Annotated in this window: 10 protein-coding genes; 3 read left to right on the top strand and 7 right to left on the bottom strand. The window is 70.7% G+C overall.

From position 1 onward, the window contains the following. Positions 1 to 90: 90 nt before the first annotated feature. From ACWEQO_RS34185 to ACWEQO_RS34165, 5 genes are all read right to left on the bottom strand, one after another. Complete coding sequence (locus tag ACWEQO_RS34185; protein WP_452986415.1) at positions 91 to 1,068, bottom strand: PAC2 family protein; 978 nt, start codon at positions 1,066 to 1,068, stop codon at positions 91 to 93. A gap of 217 nt (positions 1,069 to 1,285) precedes the next feature. Next, positions 1,286 to 2,902, bottom strand: coding sequence for an FAD-dependent oxidoreductase (locus ACWEQO_RS34180; protein ID WP_452986414.1), 1,617 nt, complete (start codon positions 2,900 to 2,902; stop codon positions 1,286 to 1,288). Positions 2,903 to 2,931: 29 nt separating this feature from the next. Beyond that, positions 2,932 to 4,467, bottom strand: coding sequence for a glycerol kinase GlpK (gene glpK, locus ACWEQO_RS34175; RefSeq protein ID WP_452986416.1), 1,536 nt, complete (start codon positions 4,465 to 4,467; stop codon positions 2,932 to 2,934). A gap of 110 nt (positions 4,468 to 4,577) precedes the next feature. After that, on the bottom strand, positions 4,578 to 5,372 hold the full coding sequence (locus tag ACWEQO_RS34170) for an MIP/aquaporin family protein (protein WP_361462864.1): 795 nt from the start codon (positions 5,370 to 5,372) through the stop codon (positions 4,578 to 4,580). Positions 5,373 to 5,780: 408 nt separating this feature from the next. Next, positions 5,781 to 6,545: an IclR family transcriptional regulator gene (locus ACWEQO_RS34165; RefSeq protein ID WP_452986413.1), complete on the bottom strand. Its 765-nt coding sequence runs from the start codon at positions 6,543 to 6,545 to the stop codon at positions 5,781 to 5,783. Between the two features lie 291 nt (positions 6,546 to 6,836). Here ACWEQO_RS34165 and metH point away from each other — a divergent pair, with 291 nt between their 5' ends. The 3 genes from metH (at position 6,837) to ACWEQO_RS34150 (ending at position 13,291) form a co-directional block, all read left to right on the top strand. Beyond that, entirely contained in the window at positions 6,837 to 10,358 is a 3,522-nt protein-coding gene (gene metH, locus ACWEQO_RS34160; RefSeq protein WP_452986412.1) for a methionine synthase, read from the top strand. 155 nt (positions 10,359 to 10,513) lie between these two features. Then, positions 10,514 to 11,242 (top strand): HAD family hydrolase, encoded by a 729-nt coding sequence (locus ACWEQO_RS34155; RefSeq protein ID WP_452986411.1) that lies wholly within the window; start codon positions 10,514 to 10,516, stop codon positions 11,240 to 11,242. A gap of 444 nt (positions 11,243 to 11,686) precedes the next feature. Continuing rightward, positions 11,687 to 13,291 carry an ABC transporter substrate-binding protein gene (locus ACWEQO_RS34150; protein WP_361462874.1) on the top strand — a complete coding sequence of 535 codons (1,605 nt, stop codon included), beginning with the start codon at positions 11,687 to 11,689 and terminating at the stop codon, positions 13,289 to 13,291. 125 nt (positions 13,292 to 13,416) lie between these two features. Here the strand turns inward: ACWEQO_RS34150 and ACWEQO_RS34145 are convergent, their stop codons facing one another. Then, positions 13,417 to 14,088 (bottom strand): response regulator, encoded by a 672-nt coding sequence (locus tag ACWEQO_RS34145; protein ID WP_055597029.1) that lies wholly within the window; start codon positions 14,086 to 14,088, stop codon positions 13,417 to 13,419. A gap of 14 nt (positions 14,089 to 14,102) precedes the next feature. Further along, positions 14,103 to 15,080: a RecB family exonuclease gene (locus tag ACWEQO_RS34140; protein WP_452986410.1), complete on the bottom strand. Its 978-nt coding sequence runs from the start codon at positions 15,078 to 15,080 to the stop codon at positions 14,103 to 14,105. Between the last annotated feature and the right edge of the window lie 212 nt (positions 15,081 to 15,292).

Here is a 15,292-nt window from a genome sequence, read left to right as displayed (position 1 = left end):
CACCGGCACGCCCAAGTGGCGCTTCCAGGCCGGCGGCGACATCGTGGGCGCCCCCGCGGTCGCCGAGGGCCGGAGTTCCGTTCGCGCCTGTCAGTCCTCCGACGACTCCTGGCCGTCCGCGTCCGGCTTCGGCGGGCGGGGCCGGCCGCCCGGACCCTCCCGCCGGAACGACGGGCCGTCCGCGCCGTCGGCCGTGGCGTGCCCGCCGGGCTGCGGCGGGCCGGACCCACCGTCACGGCGGCGCAGATAGCGCTCGAACTCGCGGGCGATCGCCTCGCCCGACGCCTCCGGCAGCTCGGCGGTGTCCCGGGCCTCCTCCAGCGACTGGACGTACTCGGCGACCTCGCTGTCCTCGGCGGCCAGTTGATCCACCCCCACCTGCCAGGCGCGCGCGTCCTCGGACAGTTCGCCCAGCGGGATGCGCACGTCGATCAGGTCCTCGAGCCGGTTCAGGAGGGCCAGCGTCGCCTTCGGGTTGGGCGGCTGCGACACGTAGTGCGGGACCGCCGCCCACAGCGAGACCGCGGGGACACCGGCGTGCGTGCACGCCTCCTGGAGGATGCCGACGATCCCCGTGGGGCCCTCGTACCTGGTCTCCTCCAGATCCATACGGCGGGCCAGGTCCGGATCGGACGTGGTCCCGCTGATCGGGACCGGACGGGTGTGCGGGGTGTCACCGAGCAGGGCGCCCAGGACGACCACCATCTCCACCCCGAGTTCATGGGCGAATCCCAGCAGTTCGTTGCAGAACGAGCGCCAGCGCATGGACGGTTCGATACCGCGGACCAGCACCAGGTCGCGCGGCTTGTCGCCGCCGATCCGGACCACCGACAGCCGGGTCGTCGGCCAGGTGACCTTGCGGACCCCGCCGTCCATGAACACCGTGGGCCGGTTCACCTGGAAGTCGTAGTAGTCCTCGGCGTCCAGCGCCGCGAACACCTCGCCCTTCCACTCCCTGTCCAGATGCGCGACCGCGGTGGAGGCGGCGTCGCCGGCGTCGTTCCAGCCTTCGAACGCGGCCACCATGACCGGGTCGATCAGCTCGGGAACCCCCTCGAGCTCGATCACCCAGCGCCTCCTTCCGACGTGTCCTCGCGTACGCACCAACCTTACGGCGTGCCAGGCGGAGGTACGCAGCCCCCTCGCAGGGAGAACGACCGAACACTGCCCCGGGAAGCGCCCGGAAACACCCCGCGGCGGCCGGAGCCGTCCGGGGCGCGAGCGGCCCGGTGCCGCCCCTTCCCGGCACCGGCTCCCGTGGCGGGGAGAGCCGGTGCCCCTGTCCTTACTTCTTGTCGAGCAGGTCCTGGACCCCGGCGCGGACCTCGTCGGTGGCCAGCCCCCGGATGGTCAGGGTCGTGCGGCGGCGGAGCACGTCGTCCGTCGTCTCGGCCCACTCGTGGTCCCGGGCCCAGACGACCTGCGCCCAGATCTCCGGTGCGTCCGGGTGGACACGCCGGGCCAGCCGCGGGTCGTCGTTGGCCAGCCGGGCGATGTCGAAGGCCAGCGAGCCGTAGTGGGTCGCCAGGTGCCGGGCGGTGTCCGCCGCCATCCGCGGGCCGGGCGCCGGGTGGTCGACCAGCAGCCGGTGGGCGACCGCGCGCGGGTTGGCCACACCGGGCAGCGGCAGCTTCCTCGGCAGCGACGCGACCGGCTCGAAGTCGTCGCCCAGCGGGTGGCCCGGCAGCTCCTGGAGCTTGCGCATCACCGTACGGCCGATGTGCCGGAAGGTGGTCCACTTGCCGCCCGCGACGGACAGCATCCCGCCGCGGCCCTCGCTGACGACCGTCTCCCGCTTGGCCTTCGACGTGCCCCCGGGACCGCCCGGAAGCACCCTCAGACCCGCGAACGAGTACGTGATCAGATCGCGGTCCAGCTGCTGGTCGCGGAGGGAGAAAGCGGCCTCGTCGAGTATCTGGGCGGTGTCCTTCTCGGTGACCGCGACGTCCGCCGGGTCGCCCTCGAACTCCTCGTCGGTCGTGCCGAGCAGCAGCATGTCCTCCCAGGGGAGGGCGAAGGTGATGCGGTACTTGTCGATCGGCGTGGCCAGGGCGGCCCGCCACGGGGAGGTCCGCTTCAGGACCAGGTGCGCGCCCTTCGACAGCCGGACGGACGGGGCCGCGTTCGGGTCCTCCATCCGGCGCAGGTGGTCGACCCACGGCCCGGTCGCGTTCAGCACGAGGCGGGCGTCGACGCCGAACTCCTCGCCCGACAGCCGGTCGCGCAGCTCGGCGCCGGTCACCCGGCCCCGGGTGAACCGCAGACCGGTCACCTCGGCGTGGTTGAGGACGACCGCGCCCGACTCGGCCGCCGCGCGGACCGTCATCAGCGCCATCCGCGCGTCGTTCATCTGGTCGTCGCCGTACACGGCCACGGCCTTGAGGTTGTCGGTGCGCAGCTCCGGCACGTCCCGGACGGCCCTGGCGGGGGAGAGCAGGTGGCCGACGCCGTCGCCGAAGGCCGAGAGCGCCGAGTACGCGAGGACGCCGGCCCCCAGCTTCGCCGCGCCGTGCGGCCCGCCCTTGTACACCGGGAGGTAGAACGTGAGCGGGTTCGCCAGGTGGGGGGCCACCTGGCGGGAGACCGCACGGCGCTCGAAGTGGTTCTCCGCCACCAGCTTCACCGCGCCGGTCTGCAGGTAGCGCAGACCGCCGTGGAGGAGCTTGGAGGAGGCGGAGGAGGTGGCGCCGGCGAAGTCGCCGGCGTCCACCAGTGCCACCCTGAGGCCGGACTGCGCGGCGTGCCAGGCGGTGGAGATGCCCAGGATGCCGCCGCCGATCACGAGAAGGTCGTACGACGCCTTGGCGAGCCGCTCCCGGGTCTCGGCCCGGCTCGGGTTCGAGCAGGAGGCCGGGCGCGTCCCCAGGGCAGGCACGGACTGCAGGGTGGACTGAGTGGTCATGTCGGGTTCTTGCTCCTCGTCGGGCTGTGTCAGTCTTCGTCGCCGAGCCAGCCCATGGTCCGCTCGACGGCCTTGAGCCAGCTCTTGTACTCACGGTCGCGGGTTTCCGCGTCCATGCGGGGGGTCCACTCGGCGGCCCGCCGCCAGTTGGCGCGCAGGTCGTCGGTGCTGTTCCAGAAGCCGACGGCGAGGCCGGCGGCGTAGGCGGCGCCGAGGCAGGTGGTCTCGGCGACCATGGGACGCACCACGGGCGCGTCCAGGAAGTCCGAGAGGGTCTGCATCAGCAGGTTGTTGGAGGTCATGCCGCCGTCGACCTTGAGGGCGGTCAGCTCGACGCCGGAGTCCTTCGTCATGGCGTCGGCGATCTCCCGGGTCTGCCAGGCGGTGGCCTCCAGGACGGCGCGCGCGAGGTGTGCCTTGGTGACGTACCGGGTCAGGCCGGCGATCACACCGCGGGCGTCGGAGCGCCAGTAGGGGGCGAACAGACCGGAGAAGGCCGGTACGAAGTAGGCGCCGCCGTTGTCCTCGACCGAGAGCGCGAGCGTCTCGATCTCGGCGGCGGTGGAGATCAGGCCCATCTGGTCGCGCATCCACTGCACCAGCGCACCGGTGACCGCGATGGAGCCCTCCAGGGCGTAGACCGGCTTCTGGCCGCCGATCTGGTAGCCGACGGTGGTCAGCAGGCCGCTGTAGGAGTTGATGATCTTGTCACCGGTGTTCATCACCATGAAGGTGCCGGTGCCGTACGTCGACTTGGTCTCGCCCTCGGCGAAACAGGTCTGGCCGAACAGGGCGGCCTGCTGGTCGCCGAGCGCGGAGGCGACCGGGATGCCGCCGAGCAGCTCGCCCAGGCTGCCGCCCTTGATCTCGCCGTAGACCTCGGAGGAGGAGCGGATCTCGGGCAGCATCGCCGTCGGGACGCCGATGGACTCGGCGATCCGCTCGTCCCACTGCATGGTGTGCAGGTTCATCAGCATCGTGCGGGACGCGTTGGTGACGTCGGTGACGTGGTGGCCGCCGTCCGTACCACCGGTCAGGTTCCAGATGACCCAGGTGTCCATGGTGCCGAAGAGGATGTCGCCCGCCTCGGCGCGCTCCTTGAGCCCCTCGACGTTGTCGAGCAGCCAGCGGGCCTTGGGGCCGGCGAAGTAGGAGGCGAGGGGGAGACCGGTCTCGCGGCGGAAGCGGTCCTGGCCGACGTTGCGGCCGAGTTCGCGGCACAGGGCGTCGGTGCGGGTGTCCTGCCAGACGATGGCGTTGTGGACGGGCTCACCGGTGTTCCTGTCCCACAGGACGGTGGTCTCGCGCTGGTTGGTGATGCCGATGGCCTTGATGTCGTCCCGGGTGATGCCGGCCTTCTCGACGGCGCCCGCGACGACCTCCTGGACGTTGGTCCAGATCTCGGTGGCGTCGTGTTCGACCCAGCCCGGCTTGGGGAAGATCTGCTCGTGTTCCTTCTGGTCGACGGAGACGATGCGGCCGTCGCGGTCGAAGACGATGCAGCGGGAGGAGGTCGTGCCCTGGTCGATGGCGGCGATGAACGGGCCGTGGCCGTGGGAGGCGATGCCGGCGGTCTGGTCGTCGGTCACTGGGTGCTCCTGGAGGTTCCTTGGTTACGGGGCGGTGGGTACGGCGCTTCCACAAGACGCGGGGTCGCGCGGCAGCGGGGTCGCCGTCAGGCGAGGACGATGTTGTAGAAGCCTGCCGCGAGGGCGCCGCCGATCAGCGGACCGACGACCGGAACCCAGGCGTAGGACCAGTCGGATCCGCCCTTGTTGGGCAGCGGCAGCAGGGCGTGCACGACGCGCGGGCCGAGGTCACGGGCCGGGTTGATCGCGTAGCCGGTCGGGCCGCCGAGGGACAGGCCGATGGCGACCACCACGAGCGCCGTGATGAGACCGCCCAGCACCCCGAGACCGTTGCCCTCGGCGTTCAGGCCCTGGGTGAGCACGGCGAGCAGCAGCACCATGGTGCCGATGATCTCCGTGGCGAGGTTCTGCACCGGGTTCCGGATCTCCGGACCGGTGGAGAAGATGCCGAGCACGGGGCCGGCGCCCTTCTCCTGTGCCTCCACTGCCTTGGCCGCGGTGTCCTGCGCGCCCGGGCCGCCGACGATCTCCTGGTCGGTCAGGTGGGCCTGGAACTGTCCGTAGTACGTCACCCAGACCAGTGCCGCGCCGATCATCGCGCCGAGGAACTCTCCGGCGAAGTAGACCGGGACGTTGCTCCACTCGCCGTCCTTGACGGCGAGGGCCAGGGTCACGGCCGGGTTGAGGTGGGCGCCGGAGAGCGGCCCCGCGATGTACACCGCCGTCATGACGGCGAAGCCCCACCCGAAGGCGATGGCGAGCCAGCCGGCGTTACGGGCCTTCGAGGCCTTCAGCGTCACGGCGGCGCAGACGCCGCCGCCGAGCAGGATGAGTACGGCGGTACCGAGGGTCTCGCCGATGAAGATGTCGGAGCTGGACACCCGCGACTCCTTTGTCCTTCGTCCAGGGAAGCCGGCCCCCGGGTCCCGCCGGGGAGCGGCGCCCTCAGGGGTGAGAGCGATGTCGGTCCTTGGCGTTGTCACACTCTAACGCGTATTGCCGGTAGCCGTTCGACAATGCCGACCGATGGACGGGAGTCTTTCTCCGCCGCGCACACACGTCAAGGGTCTGGTTGCCGAAAGCGCGATCGTTACCGATCGCGCCGGTCACGCCGAGTCGTCGATCTTCGCCGCGGGGCCGCGGGGGCCGCGGGACCCGCCTGTTCTGTCGGGGCCGACCGGTCCGGCCGGCCTCCGGGCACGGCGGCGGCCGGGACGCCGTACGGCGCCCCGGCCCGCTCTTCGGGGTGTGTCTTGTGTCCGTCCGCCCGCGCCCGCTGCCCGGCCCGCTCAGAACCGCCGGGCGCCCAGGTCCCGCGACACCGCGCGGGCGCAGTCCCGCACCGCCGCGATCAGCTCCGGACGCAGCTCGCCGTCCTGCCGCAACCGCTCCACCGCGCCCGTGACGCCGACCGCGCCGACCGGCATCCGCCGCCGGTCGTGGACGGGGGCCGCGATCGAGGCCACGCCCTCCCAGGTCTCCTCGACGTCCGCCGCGTACCCCCGCGCGCGGGTGAGGTCGAGGACGTGCTCGAAGGCGTCCGCCTCGCACACCGTGCGGTCGGTGAACGCCTTGCGGTCGGCCTCCAGGGCCTCGCTGTGCGCCACCGGGTCGTAGGCCGACAGCACCTTGCCCAGGGCCGTGGAGTGCAGCGGCTGCATGGCCCCTATCTCCAGGACCTGCCGGCTGTCGTCGGGGCGGAACACGTGGTGCACGATCAGTACGCCCTGCTGGTGCAGCACGCCGAGGTAGACGCTCTCGCCGCTGGAGCGGGCCAGGTCGTCGGTCCAGACCAGGGCGCGTGCCCGCAGCTCGTGCACGTCGAGGTAGGTGGTGCCCAGACGCAGCAGCTCGGCGCCCAGCTGGTAGCGCCCGGAGGTGTCGTCCTGCTCGACGAAGCCCTCGTGCTGGAGGGTGCGCAGGATGCCGTGGGCGGTGCCCTTGGCGAGGCCCAGGGACGAGGCGATGGCCGACAGGCCGAGCCGCCGCTCGCCGCCCGCCAGCAGGCGCAGCATCGCCGCCGCCCGTTCGAGCGACTGGATGTTCCGTGCCATCGCCGTACTGCCTCCGTCCCCTTCGACCGTCGCGCGCGGTCGCCGCCGCTGTTCGGCATTGCCGAACATTACCGCTCGATGCCGATCTCCCGCCAATGGTCCGCCGCCATCCGTCGCGCCACCCGCGTGCGCACGTACGGGTCCCGGCCATCTTCGTCCGACCAGTGGACGCGCCGAGCATCGGGGCGCGGTCCCCGATACGCTGGCGGCGTGCCTCTGCCCGGGAGCACCACGAGGGTGCTCTTCGGACAGGCAAAGCCGACAGCCGTCGCATCTGAGGGAGCCCCGTACATGGCCTCGTTGCCGCTGACCCCTTCCGCCGACAGCCGGACCCGTGTGTCCGCTCTCCGAGAGGCGCTCGCCACCCGAGTGGTGGTCGCCGACGGAGCGATGGGCACCATGCTCCAGGCACACGACCCCACGCTCGAGGACTTCGAGGACCTCGAGGGCTGCAACGAGATCCTGAACCTGACCCGCCCGGACATCGTCCGTTCGGTCCACTCCGCGTACTTCGACGCCGGTGTCGACTGCGTCGAGACCAACACCTTCGGCGCCAACCTCACCGCCCTGGGCGAGTACGACATCGCGGACCGCGTCGTCGAACTCTCCGAGGCGGGTGCGCGCATCGCCCGCGAGGCGGCGGACGAGTTCGCGGCGCGGGACGGCCGCCCCCGCTGGGTGCTGGGCTCGATGGGTCCCGGCACCAAGCTGCCCACCCTCGGCCACACCACCTTCACCGCCATCCGGGACGCCTACCAGCAGAACGCCGAGGGCCTGCTCGCGGGCGGCGCGGACGCGCTGCTGGTGGAGACGACCCAGGACCTGCTGCAGACCAAGGCCTCCGTCATCGCCGCCCGGCGGGCGATGGAGACCGCCGGCCACGAGGTCCCGCTGATCGTGTCGGTCACGGTGGAGACGACCGGCACCATGCTGCTGGGCTCCGAGATCGGCGCCGCGCTCACCGCGCTGGAACCGCTGGGCATCGACATGGTCGGCCTGAACTGCGCGACCGGCCCGGCCGAGATGAGCGAGCACCTGCGCTACCTGGCCCGCCACTCCCGCATCCCGCTGCTGTGCATGCCGAACGCCGGTCTGCCGGAACTCACCAAGGACGGTGCGCGGTACCCGCTGTCCCCCGAGGAGCTGGCGGACGCCCAGGAGAACTTCGTCCGCGACTACGGCCTGTCCCTGGTCGGCGGCTGCTGCGGAACGACGCCCGAGCACCTGCGACAGCTCGTGGAGCGCGTGCACGACCTCGCCCCGGCGGAGCGCGACCCGCGCCCGGAACCCGGTGCGGCCTCCCTCTACCAGACCGTTCCCTTCCGTCAGGACACCTCCTACCTGGCGATCGGCGAGCGGACCAACGCCAACGGGTCGAAGAAGTTCCGCGAGGCGATGCTCGAGGGCCGCTGGGACAACTGCGTGGAGATGGCCCGGGAGCAGATCCGCGAGGGCGCGCACATGCTGGACCTGTGCGTGGACTACGTGGGCCGCGACGGCGTCGCCGACATGAAGGAACTGGCCGGCCGGCTCGCCACCGCCTCCACCCTGCCGATCGTGCTGGACTCCACCGAGGTCCCCGTCATCCAGGCCGGTCTGGAGAAGCTCGGCGGCCGGGCGGTCATCAACTCGGTCAACTACGAGGACGGTGACGGCCCCGAGTCCCGCTTCGCGCGCGTCGCGCAGCTGGCCAAGGAGCACGGTGCCGCGCTGATCGCGCTGACCATCGACGAGGTGGGCCAGGCCCGCACCGCCGAGAAGAAGGTCGAGATCGCCGAGCGGCTCATCGCCGACCTGACCGGCAACTGGGGCATCCGCGAGGAGGACATCCTCATCGACTGCCTCACCTTCACCATCTGTACCGGCCAGGAGGAGTCCCGCAAGGACGGCAGCGCCACCATCGAGGGCATCCGCGAGCTGAAGCGGCGCCACCCCAGGGTGCAGACCACCCTGGGGCTGTCGAACATCTCCTTCGGCCTCAACCCGGCCGCCCGCATCCTGCTCAACTCCGTCTTCCTCGACGAATGCGTCAAGGCGGGCCTGGACTCGGCGATCGTGCACGCGTCGAAGATCCTGCCGCTCGCCCGCTTCAGCGAGGAGGAGGTCACCACCGCCCTCGACCTGATCCACGACCGGCGCCGCGAGGGCTACGACCCGCTGCAGAAGCTGATGCAGCTCTTCGAGGGCGCCACCGCCAAGTCCCTGAAGGCCGACAAGGCCGAGGAACTGGCCTCGCTGCCCCTGGACGAGCGGCTCAAGCGGCGGATCATCGACGGCGAGCGCAACGGTCTGGAGACCGACCTCGACCAGGCGCTCGAGACCCGCAAGGCCCTCGACATCGTCAACGAGACCCTGCTGGACGGCATGAAGGTGGTCGGCGAGCTGTTCGGCTCGGGCCAGATGCAGCTGCCGTTCGTGCTCCAGTCCGCCGAGGTGATGAAGGCGGCCGTCGCCCACCTCGAACCGCACATGGAGAAGGTCGAGGACGGCGAGGACCTGGGCAAGGGCACCATCGTGCTGGCCACGGTCCGCGGCGACGTGCACGACATCGGCAAGAACCTGGTCGACATCATCCTGTCGAACAACGGCTACAACGTCGTCAACCTGGGCATCAAGCAGCCGGTCTCCGCGATCCTGGACGCCGCCGACGAGCACAAGGCCGACGTCATCGGCATGTCCGGGCTGCTGGTGAAGTCCACGGTGATCATGAAGGAGAACCTGGAGGAGCTCAACCAGCGCGGCCTGGCCGCCGACTACCCGGTCATCCTGGGCGGCGCCGCCCTGACCCGCGCCTACGTCGAGCAGGACCTGCACGAGATCTACCAGGGCGAGGTCCGCTACGCCCGCGACGCCTTCGAGGGCCTGCGCCTGATGGACGCCCTCATCGGCATCAAGCGCGGCGTGCCCGGCGCCAAGCTCCCCGAGCTGCGGCAGCGCCGGGTCCGCGCGGCCACCGTGGAGATCGACGAGCGCCCCGAGGCCGGGCATGTCCGCTCGGACGTCGCCACCGACAACCCGGTCCCCACCCCGCCGTTCTGGGGCACCCGGGTGATCAAGGGCATCCAGCTCAAGGAGTACGCGAGCTGGCTCGACGAGGGCGCCCTGTTCAAGGGCCAGTGGGGCCTGAAGCAGGCCCGCACGGGCGACGGACCGACCTACCAGGAGCTGGTGGAGACCGAGGGCCGGCCCAGGCTGCGCGGCCTGCTGGACCGGCTCCAGACGGACAACCTGCTGGAGGCGGCCGTCGTGTACGGCTACTTCCCGTGCGTCTCCAAGGACGACGACCTGATCGTCCTGGACGAGGCGGGCAACGAACGCACCCGCTTCACCTTCCCGCGCCAGCGTCGCGGCCGGCGCCTGTGCCTGGCCGACTTCTTCCGTCCGGAGGAGTCCGGACAGACGGATGTCGTCGGCTTCCAGGTCGTCACCGTCGGCTCCCGCATCGGCGAGGAGACCGCGCGGATGTTCCAGGCCAACGCCTACCGCGACTACCTCGAGCTGCACGGGCTGTCCGTGCAGCTGGCCGAGGCGCTCGCCGAGTACTGGCACGCGCGGGTCCGCTCCGAGCTCGGGTTCTCCGGTGAGGACCCGGCCGCGATGGAGGACATGTTCGCCCTGAAGTACCGGGGTGCCCGCTTCTCCCTCGGCTACGGCGCCTGCCCCGACCTGGAGGACCGTGCCAAGATCGCGGAGATGCTCCAGCCGGAGCGCATCGGCGTCCACCTGTCCGAGGAGTTCCAGCTGCACCCCGAGCAGTCCACGGACGCCATCGTGATCCACCACCCGGAGGCCAAGTACTTCAACGCCCGCTGACCCCGTCCGGCGGTTCGCCCGGGCGCGTGGAGGACGTGGACGCGTGGAGGACGTGAGGAGCAGCCGCGTCGCGCACGACGTACACTGGTCGGTCCACCGCAGGCCGGTTCCCCTTGTGGGAACCGGCCTGTTCGTCCCTTGAAGGAGGTACGTGGATGACCAGTACGGTTCCGGTTACCGCGCTCGGCACTCTCTCCCAGAGCCTCGGCGCCGCCCCGGCCGCAGGCTCCCCCCTGCAGGCCGTGCTCCTGGACATGGACGGCACCCTGGTCGACACCGAGGGCTTCTGGTGGGACGTCGAGGTCGAGGTGTTCGCCTCCCTCGGCCACACCCTCGACGACTCGTGGCGTCATGTCGTGGTCGGCGGCCCCATGACCCGCAGCGCGGGCTTCCTCATCGAGGCGACCGGGGCCGACATCCCCCTGGCCGAACTGACGGTACTGCTCAACGACGGCTTCGAGGACCGCATCTCCAGCACCCTGCCGCTGATGCCCGGAGCCGCCCGGCTGCTCGCCGAGCTGTCCGAGCACGGCGTCCCCACAGCCCTGGTCTCCGCCTCGCACCGGCGCATCATCGACCGCGTACTGACCTCGCTGGGCGCCCACCACTTCGCGCTGTCGGTCGCCGGCGACGAGGTCCCGCGCACCAAGCCCCACCCCGACCCGTACCTGACCGCCGCCCTCGGTCTCGGCGTGGACCCCGTGCGGTGCGCCGTCGTCGAGGACACGGCGACCGGCGTGGCCGCCGCCGAGGCCGCGGGATGTCACGTCGTGGCGGTGCCCTCCGTGGCCCCCATCACGCCGGCCGACCGGCGGACCGTCGTACCGTCGTTGGAAACGGTCGATCTGACTTTTCTGCGCGGGCTGATGACGGAAATGCGCTAGGGGTTCACCCAGTGTGGAGCGGCCTGCGGTACCGGAATTCCCCGGGGCCCGCCTTCTGGTCGGCGGTTTGTGTGTCCGAGGGAATTCGGAGCGCTACCGGCTGGTGAATTCCGGTACCGCCCGGCCCGGTTTCGGTGTGATGTTCACCACCCCATGGGGGGTCGACAGGGGGGCCGGTATGTGGTCTCCGCGTCATTTCCGGGAGTGTCCGCGTTCCCTTGTGTCCCGATTGGTGGAACGCTGCCCCAATCCTGCTCCGTCCACGTTCGCCGGTGCGTTCACACCCGGCTCCACTCCGTGATGGAGGCTCAACTCCGGTCGCCGCGACCCTCCCTGCGGGCGCGGACTAACCTCATCGCGAGAACATCGCCCCCATCCCCGTGGCCGGCAGTAACAACCCGTATGCCGCATACACGGAGTCGACAGCTCTGGAGAAACTCGAGCATGAACCGCAAGACTTTGGTGCTGGCGGCCGCGATCGGCCTGCTCACGCCGGTACTCGCCGGCTGTGGCGGCACCGGTGGTGGGAGCGGTGGCGGCGACGCGATCGTCGTCGGCACCACGGACCGGTTCACCTTCTCGGATGAAGAGCCCGCTCCGGTCGACCCCGCGTACGCCTACGACGTCGGCACCTGGAACATCCTGCGCCAGACGGTGCAGACCCTGCTGACCCAGCCGCGTGGCGACGGTGAGCCGGTGCCGGAGGCCGCGGAGAGCTGCGGCTTCACCGACACCGGCAACGAGCGCTACAGCTGCACCCTGCGCGAGGGCCTGAAGTTCTCGGACGGCTCGCCCCTCACCGCCGCCGATGTGAAGTTCTCCATCGAGCGCGCCCTCTCGATCCAGTCCGACAGTGGTGTGTTCGCGCTGCTGTCCACGATCGACACCGTCGAGACCAAGGGCGACCGTGAGGTGATCTTCCACCTCACGTCGGCCGACGCCACCTTCCCCTACAAGCTGTCGACCCCGGTCGCGGGCATCCTCAGTGAGAAGAAGTACGACAAGGGCAAGCTGCGCGAAGGGTTCGAGGTCGACGGCTCCGGTCCGTACACCATCGAGACCGAGGTCGAGGACGGCGAACTGGTCCGTGCCACCTACACCAAGAACCCCTCCTACAAGGGGTCCCTGGAAGTGGCCAACGACAAGGTCGAGATGCGCAGCTTCGAGAGCTCCGAGGCCATGGGCCAGGCGCTCGAGGACGGTGACGTCGACGTCATGTCCCGCAGCATGTCGCCGGAGCAGATCCGGGAGCTCGGCAACGCCAACGATGACGCCATCGACCTCGTCGAGTCGCCGGGTCTGGAGATCCGCTACCTGGTCTTCAACACCAAGGCCCCCAGCGTGGAGACCAAGGCCGTCCGCCAGGCCATGGCCCAGATCATCAACCGCAGCGAACTGGTCGCCAAGGTCTACGGCTCCCAGGCCGAGCCGCTGTACTCGCTGGTTCCCGCGACCGTCACCGGCCACTCCAACGCGTTCTTCAACAAGTACGGCGACCCCGACGTCTCCAAGGCCCGCCAGCTGCTGGAGAAGGCCGGTGTCACCACCCCGGTGAAGATGACGCTGCACTACACGACCGACCACTACGGTCCCGCCACCAAGGAGGAGTTCGAGCAGCTCAGCAAGCAGCTCAACGACAGCGGCCTCTTCGAGACCGACATCAAGGGCGCGGCCTGGGAGACCTTCCGTCCGGACGGACAGAAGGGCAAGTTCGACGTCTACGGCATGGGTTGGTTCCCCGACTACCCGGACGCCGACAACTTCCTGGCCCCGTTCCTGGACGAGGACAACTTCCTCAACTCGCCGTACGCCAACAGCAAGATCCGCAAGGAGCTCATCCCGGAGTCCCGCCGCCAGGCCGACCGGCTCGCCGCGGCCGGCAGCCTGAACGACATCCAGGACATCATCGCGGATGACGTGCCCGTGCTGCCCCTGTGGCAGGGCAAGCAGTACAGCGCCGCACGTGACGACATCACCGGCACCGCCTACATGCTCAACTCCTCCTCCACGCTCCAGCTGTGGGAGCTGGGACGAGGCGTGAGCGACTGACGCCGCGCCGCCCCGGAGGGGCGCGCACAACACCGAGGGCGCCTTCGACTTCCCGTCTCGCGGAAGTCGAAGGCGCCCTCGGTGTTGTGGCGGACCGGAGCCGGTGCGCGGACCGGAGCGGGAGCCTACTGCGCCCCGGGGCGCACCAGACCGCTCTCGTACGCGTACACCGCGGCCTGTACCCGGTCACGCAGCCCCAACTTCGTCAGGACGTGCCCGACGTGCGTCTTCACGGTCGTCTCGCTGACGAACAGGTCCGCGGCGATCTCAGCGTTGGACAGCCCCCGCGCCACCAGCTTCAGCACCTCGACCTCACGGTCGGTCAGGGTGTGCAGCGTGTCCGGCACCGGCTCGTCACCGGACGGCAGATGCGTGGCGTACTTGTCCAGCAGCCGACGGGTGATGCTCGGGGCCAGCATCGCCTCACCGGCGGCCACCACCCGGATCGCCTGCACCAGTTCGTTGGCCGGGGCGTCCTTCAGCAGGAAGCCGCTGGCACCAGCCCGCAGCGCCTCCACCACGTACTCGTCGAGGTCGAACGTCGTGAGCACCAGCACCTTGGCCGGGCCGTCCCGCTCCGGGCCGGTGATCTGCCGGGTGGCCTCCACCCCGTCCATCCGCGGCATGCGGATGTCCATCAGCACCACATCGGGCTGCAGCGCCCTCACCTGGTCCTGGGCCTGGAGGCCGTCTCCGGCCTCACCGACGACCGCGATGTCCTGCTCGGCCTCCAGGATCATCCGGAAGCCCGTACGCAGCAGGGGCTGGTCGTCGACCAGTAGGACGCGGATGGCCACGTGACTCTCCTTCGCTAGTCCGCCCCCATTGTGCCCTGCGCGCCCTGTCCCTCCTGCCTCCGGGGCACACCGGCCGGCGCCGGCCCGGACGCCCGCACCGGCAGCGGATACGGCGGGGGAGTGCCGCCGAACTCCGGGCAGTGCGCCTGGTGGTCGCACCAGCCGCACAGCTTGGTGGGGCGCGGCCGCCAGTCACCCGTCTCCGTGGCCAGCCGGATCGCCTCCCACAGGGCCAGCAGCTTGCGCTCCACGCGCTCCAGATCGGCGCGGACCGGGTCGTACGTCAGCACATCACCGCTGCCCAGGTACACGAGCTGCAGCCGACGCGGGATCACCTGCTTCAGTCGCCACACCACCAGGGCGTAGAACTTCATCTGGAACAGCGCGCTCTCCGCGTACTCCGGCCGGGGCGCCTTGCCCGTCTTGTAGTCGACGAGCCGCACCTCGCCGGTGGGCGCCACATCCACCCGGTCGATGATGCCGCGCAGCCTCAGCCCGGAATCCAGCTCGGCCTCGACGAACAGCTCCCGCTCGGCGGGCTCCAGCCGGCTCGGATCCTCCAGGGTGAACCAGCGCTCGACCAGCAGCTCCGCCTCCGCCAGCCAGCGTGCCAGCCGCTCGCCCTCCGGGTCCTCGGCGAACAGCTCCACGACCTCCGGCCTCGACTCCCGCAACCGGTCCCACTGGCCCGGGACCAGCTCCTTCGCCCTCGGCGCCGTGCGCTCGGCGGCCGGGGCGTCGAAGAGGCGCTCCAGCACCGCGTGCACCAGCGTGCCCCGGGTCGCCGCCTCGCTCGGCTTCTCCGGCAGGCGGTCGATGACCCGGAACCGGTACAGCAGCGGACACTGCATGAAGTCACTGGCACGCGACGGGGACAGGGAGGCGGGCGGCGCGGCGGCCGCCCCGGGCGGGGCCCCGGCCACCACCGGCGGTTCCGCCGTCACGACCGGCATGCTGTCGGGCCGTCCCGTGCCCTCGGTGCTCGTCTCCATGTCCACAGACCTTACGGCCCGGTACTGACAGGAAGCCGCACGCCAAGGGTGGGCACAGGGAGAAGGGGAAGGGAAGAAGGAGGGAGGAGAGGGCGGGCGGGCGCGGCGCCGGACGGCGGGGGGTGCCCCTATGGGTTTCGTCAACCCGTGGGGGCGGGTTGGGGTTCGTAGAAGGTGCCGTCGCGGAGCATCGCGAAGAGCACGTCGGCTCG

The organism is Streptomyces sp. NPDC004051 (assembly GCF_053604275.1).
This window is presented reverse-complemented; position numbering and strand designations above follow the sequence as displayed.

Coding starts and splice junctions, on each gene's coding strand:
- ACWEQO_RS34155 (WP_452986411.1), top strand. CDS start 10,514: ATGACCAGTACGGTTCCGGTTACCGCGCTCGGCACTCTCTCCCAGAGC.
- ACWEQO_RS34150 (WP_361462874.1), top strand. CDS start 11,687: ATGAACCGCAAGACTTTGGTGCTGGCGGCCGCGATCGGCCTGCTCACG.
- ACWEQO_RS34140 (WP_452986410.1), bottom strand. CDS start 15,080: ATGGAGACGAGCACCGAGGGCACGGGACGGCCCGACAGCATGCCGGTC.
- metH (WP_452986412.1), top strand. CDS start 6,837: ATGGCCTCGTTGCCGCTGACCCCTTCCGCCGACAGCCGGACCCGTGTG.
- ACWEQO_RS34165 (WP_452986413.1), bottom strand. CDS start 6,545: ATGGCACGGAACATCCAGTCGCTCGAACGGGCGGCGGCGATGCTGCGC.
- ACWEQO_RS34180 (WP_452986414.1), bottom strand. CDS start 2,902: ATGACCACTCAGTCCACCCTGCAGTCCGTGCCTGCCCTGGGGACGCGC.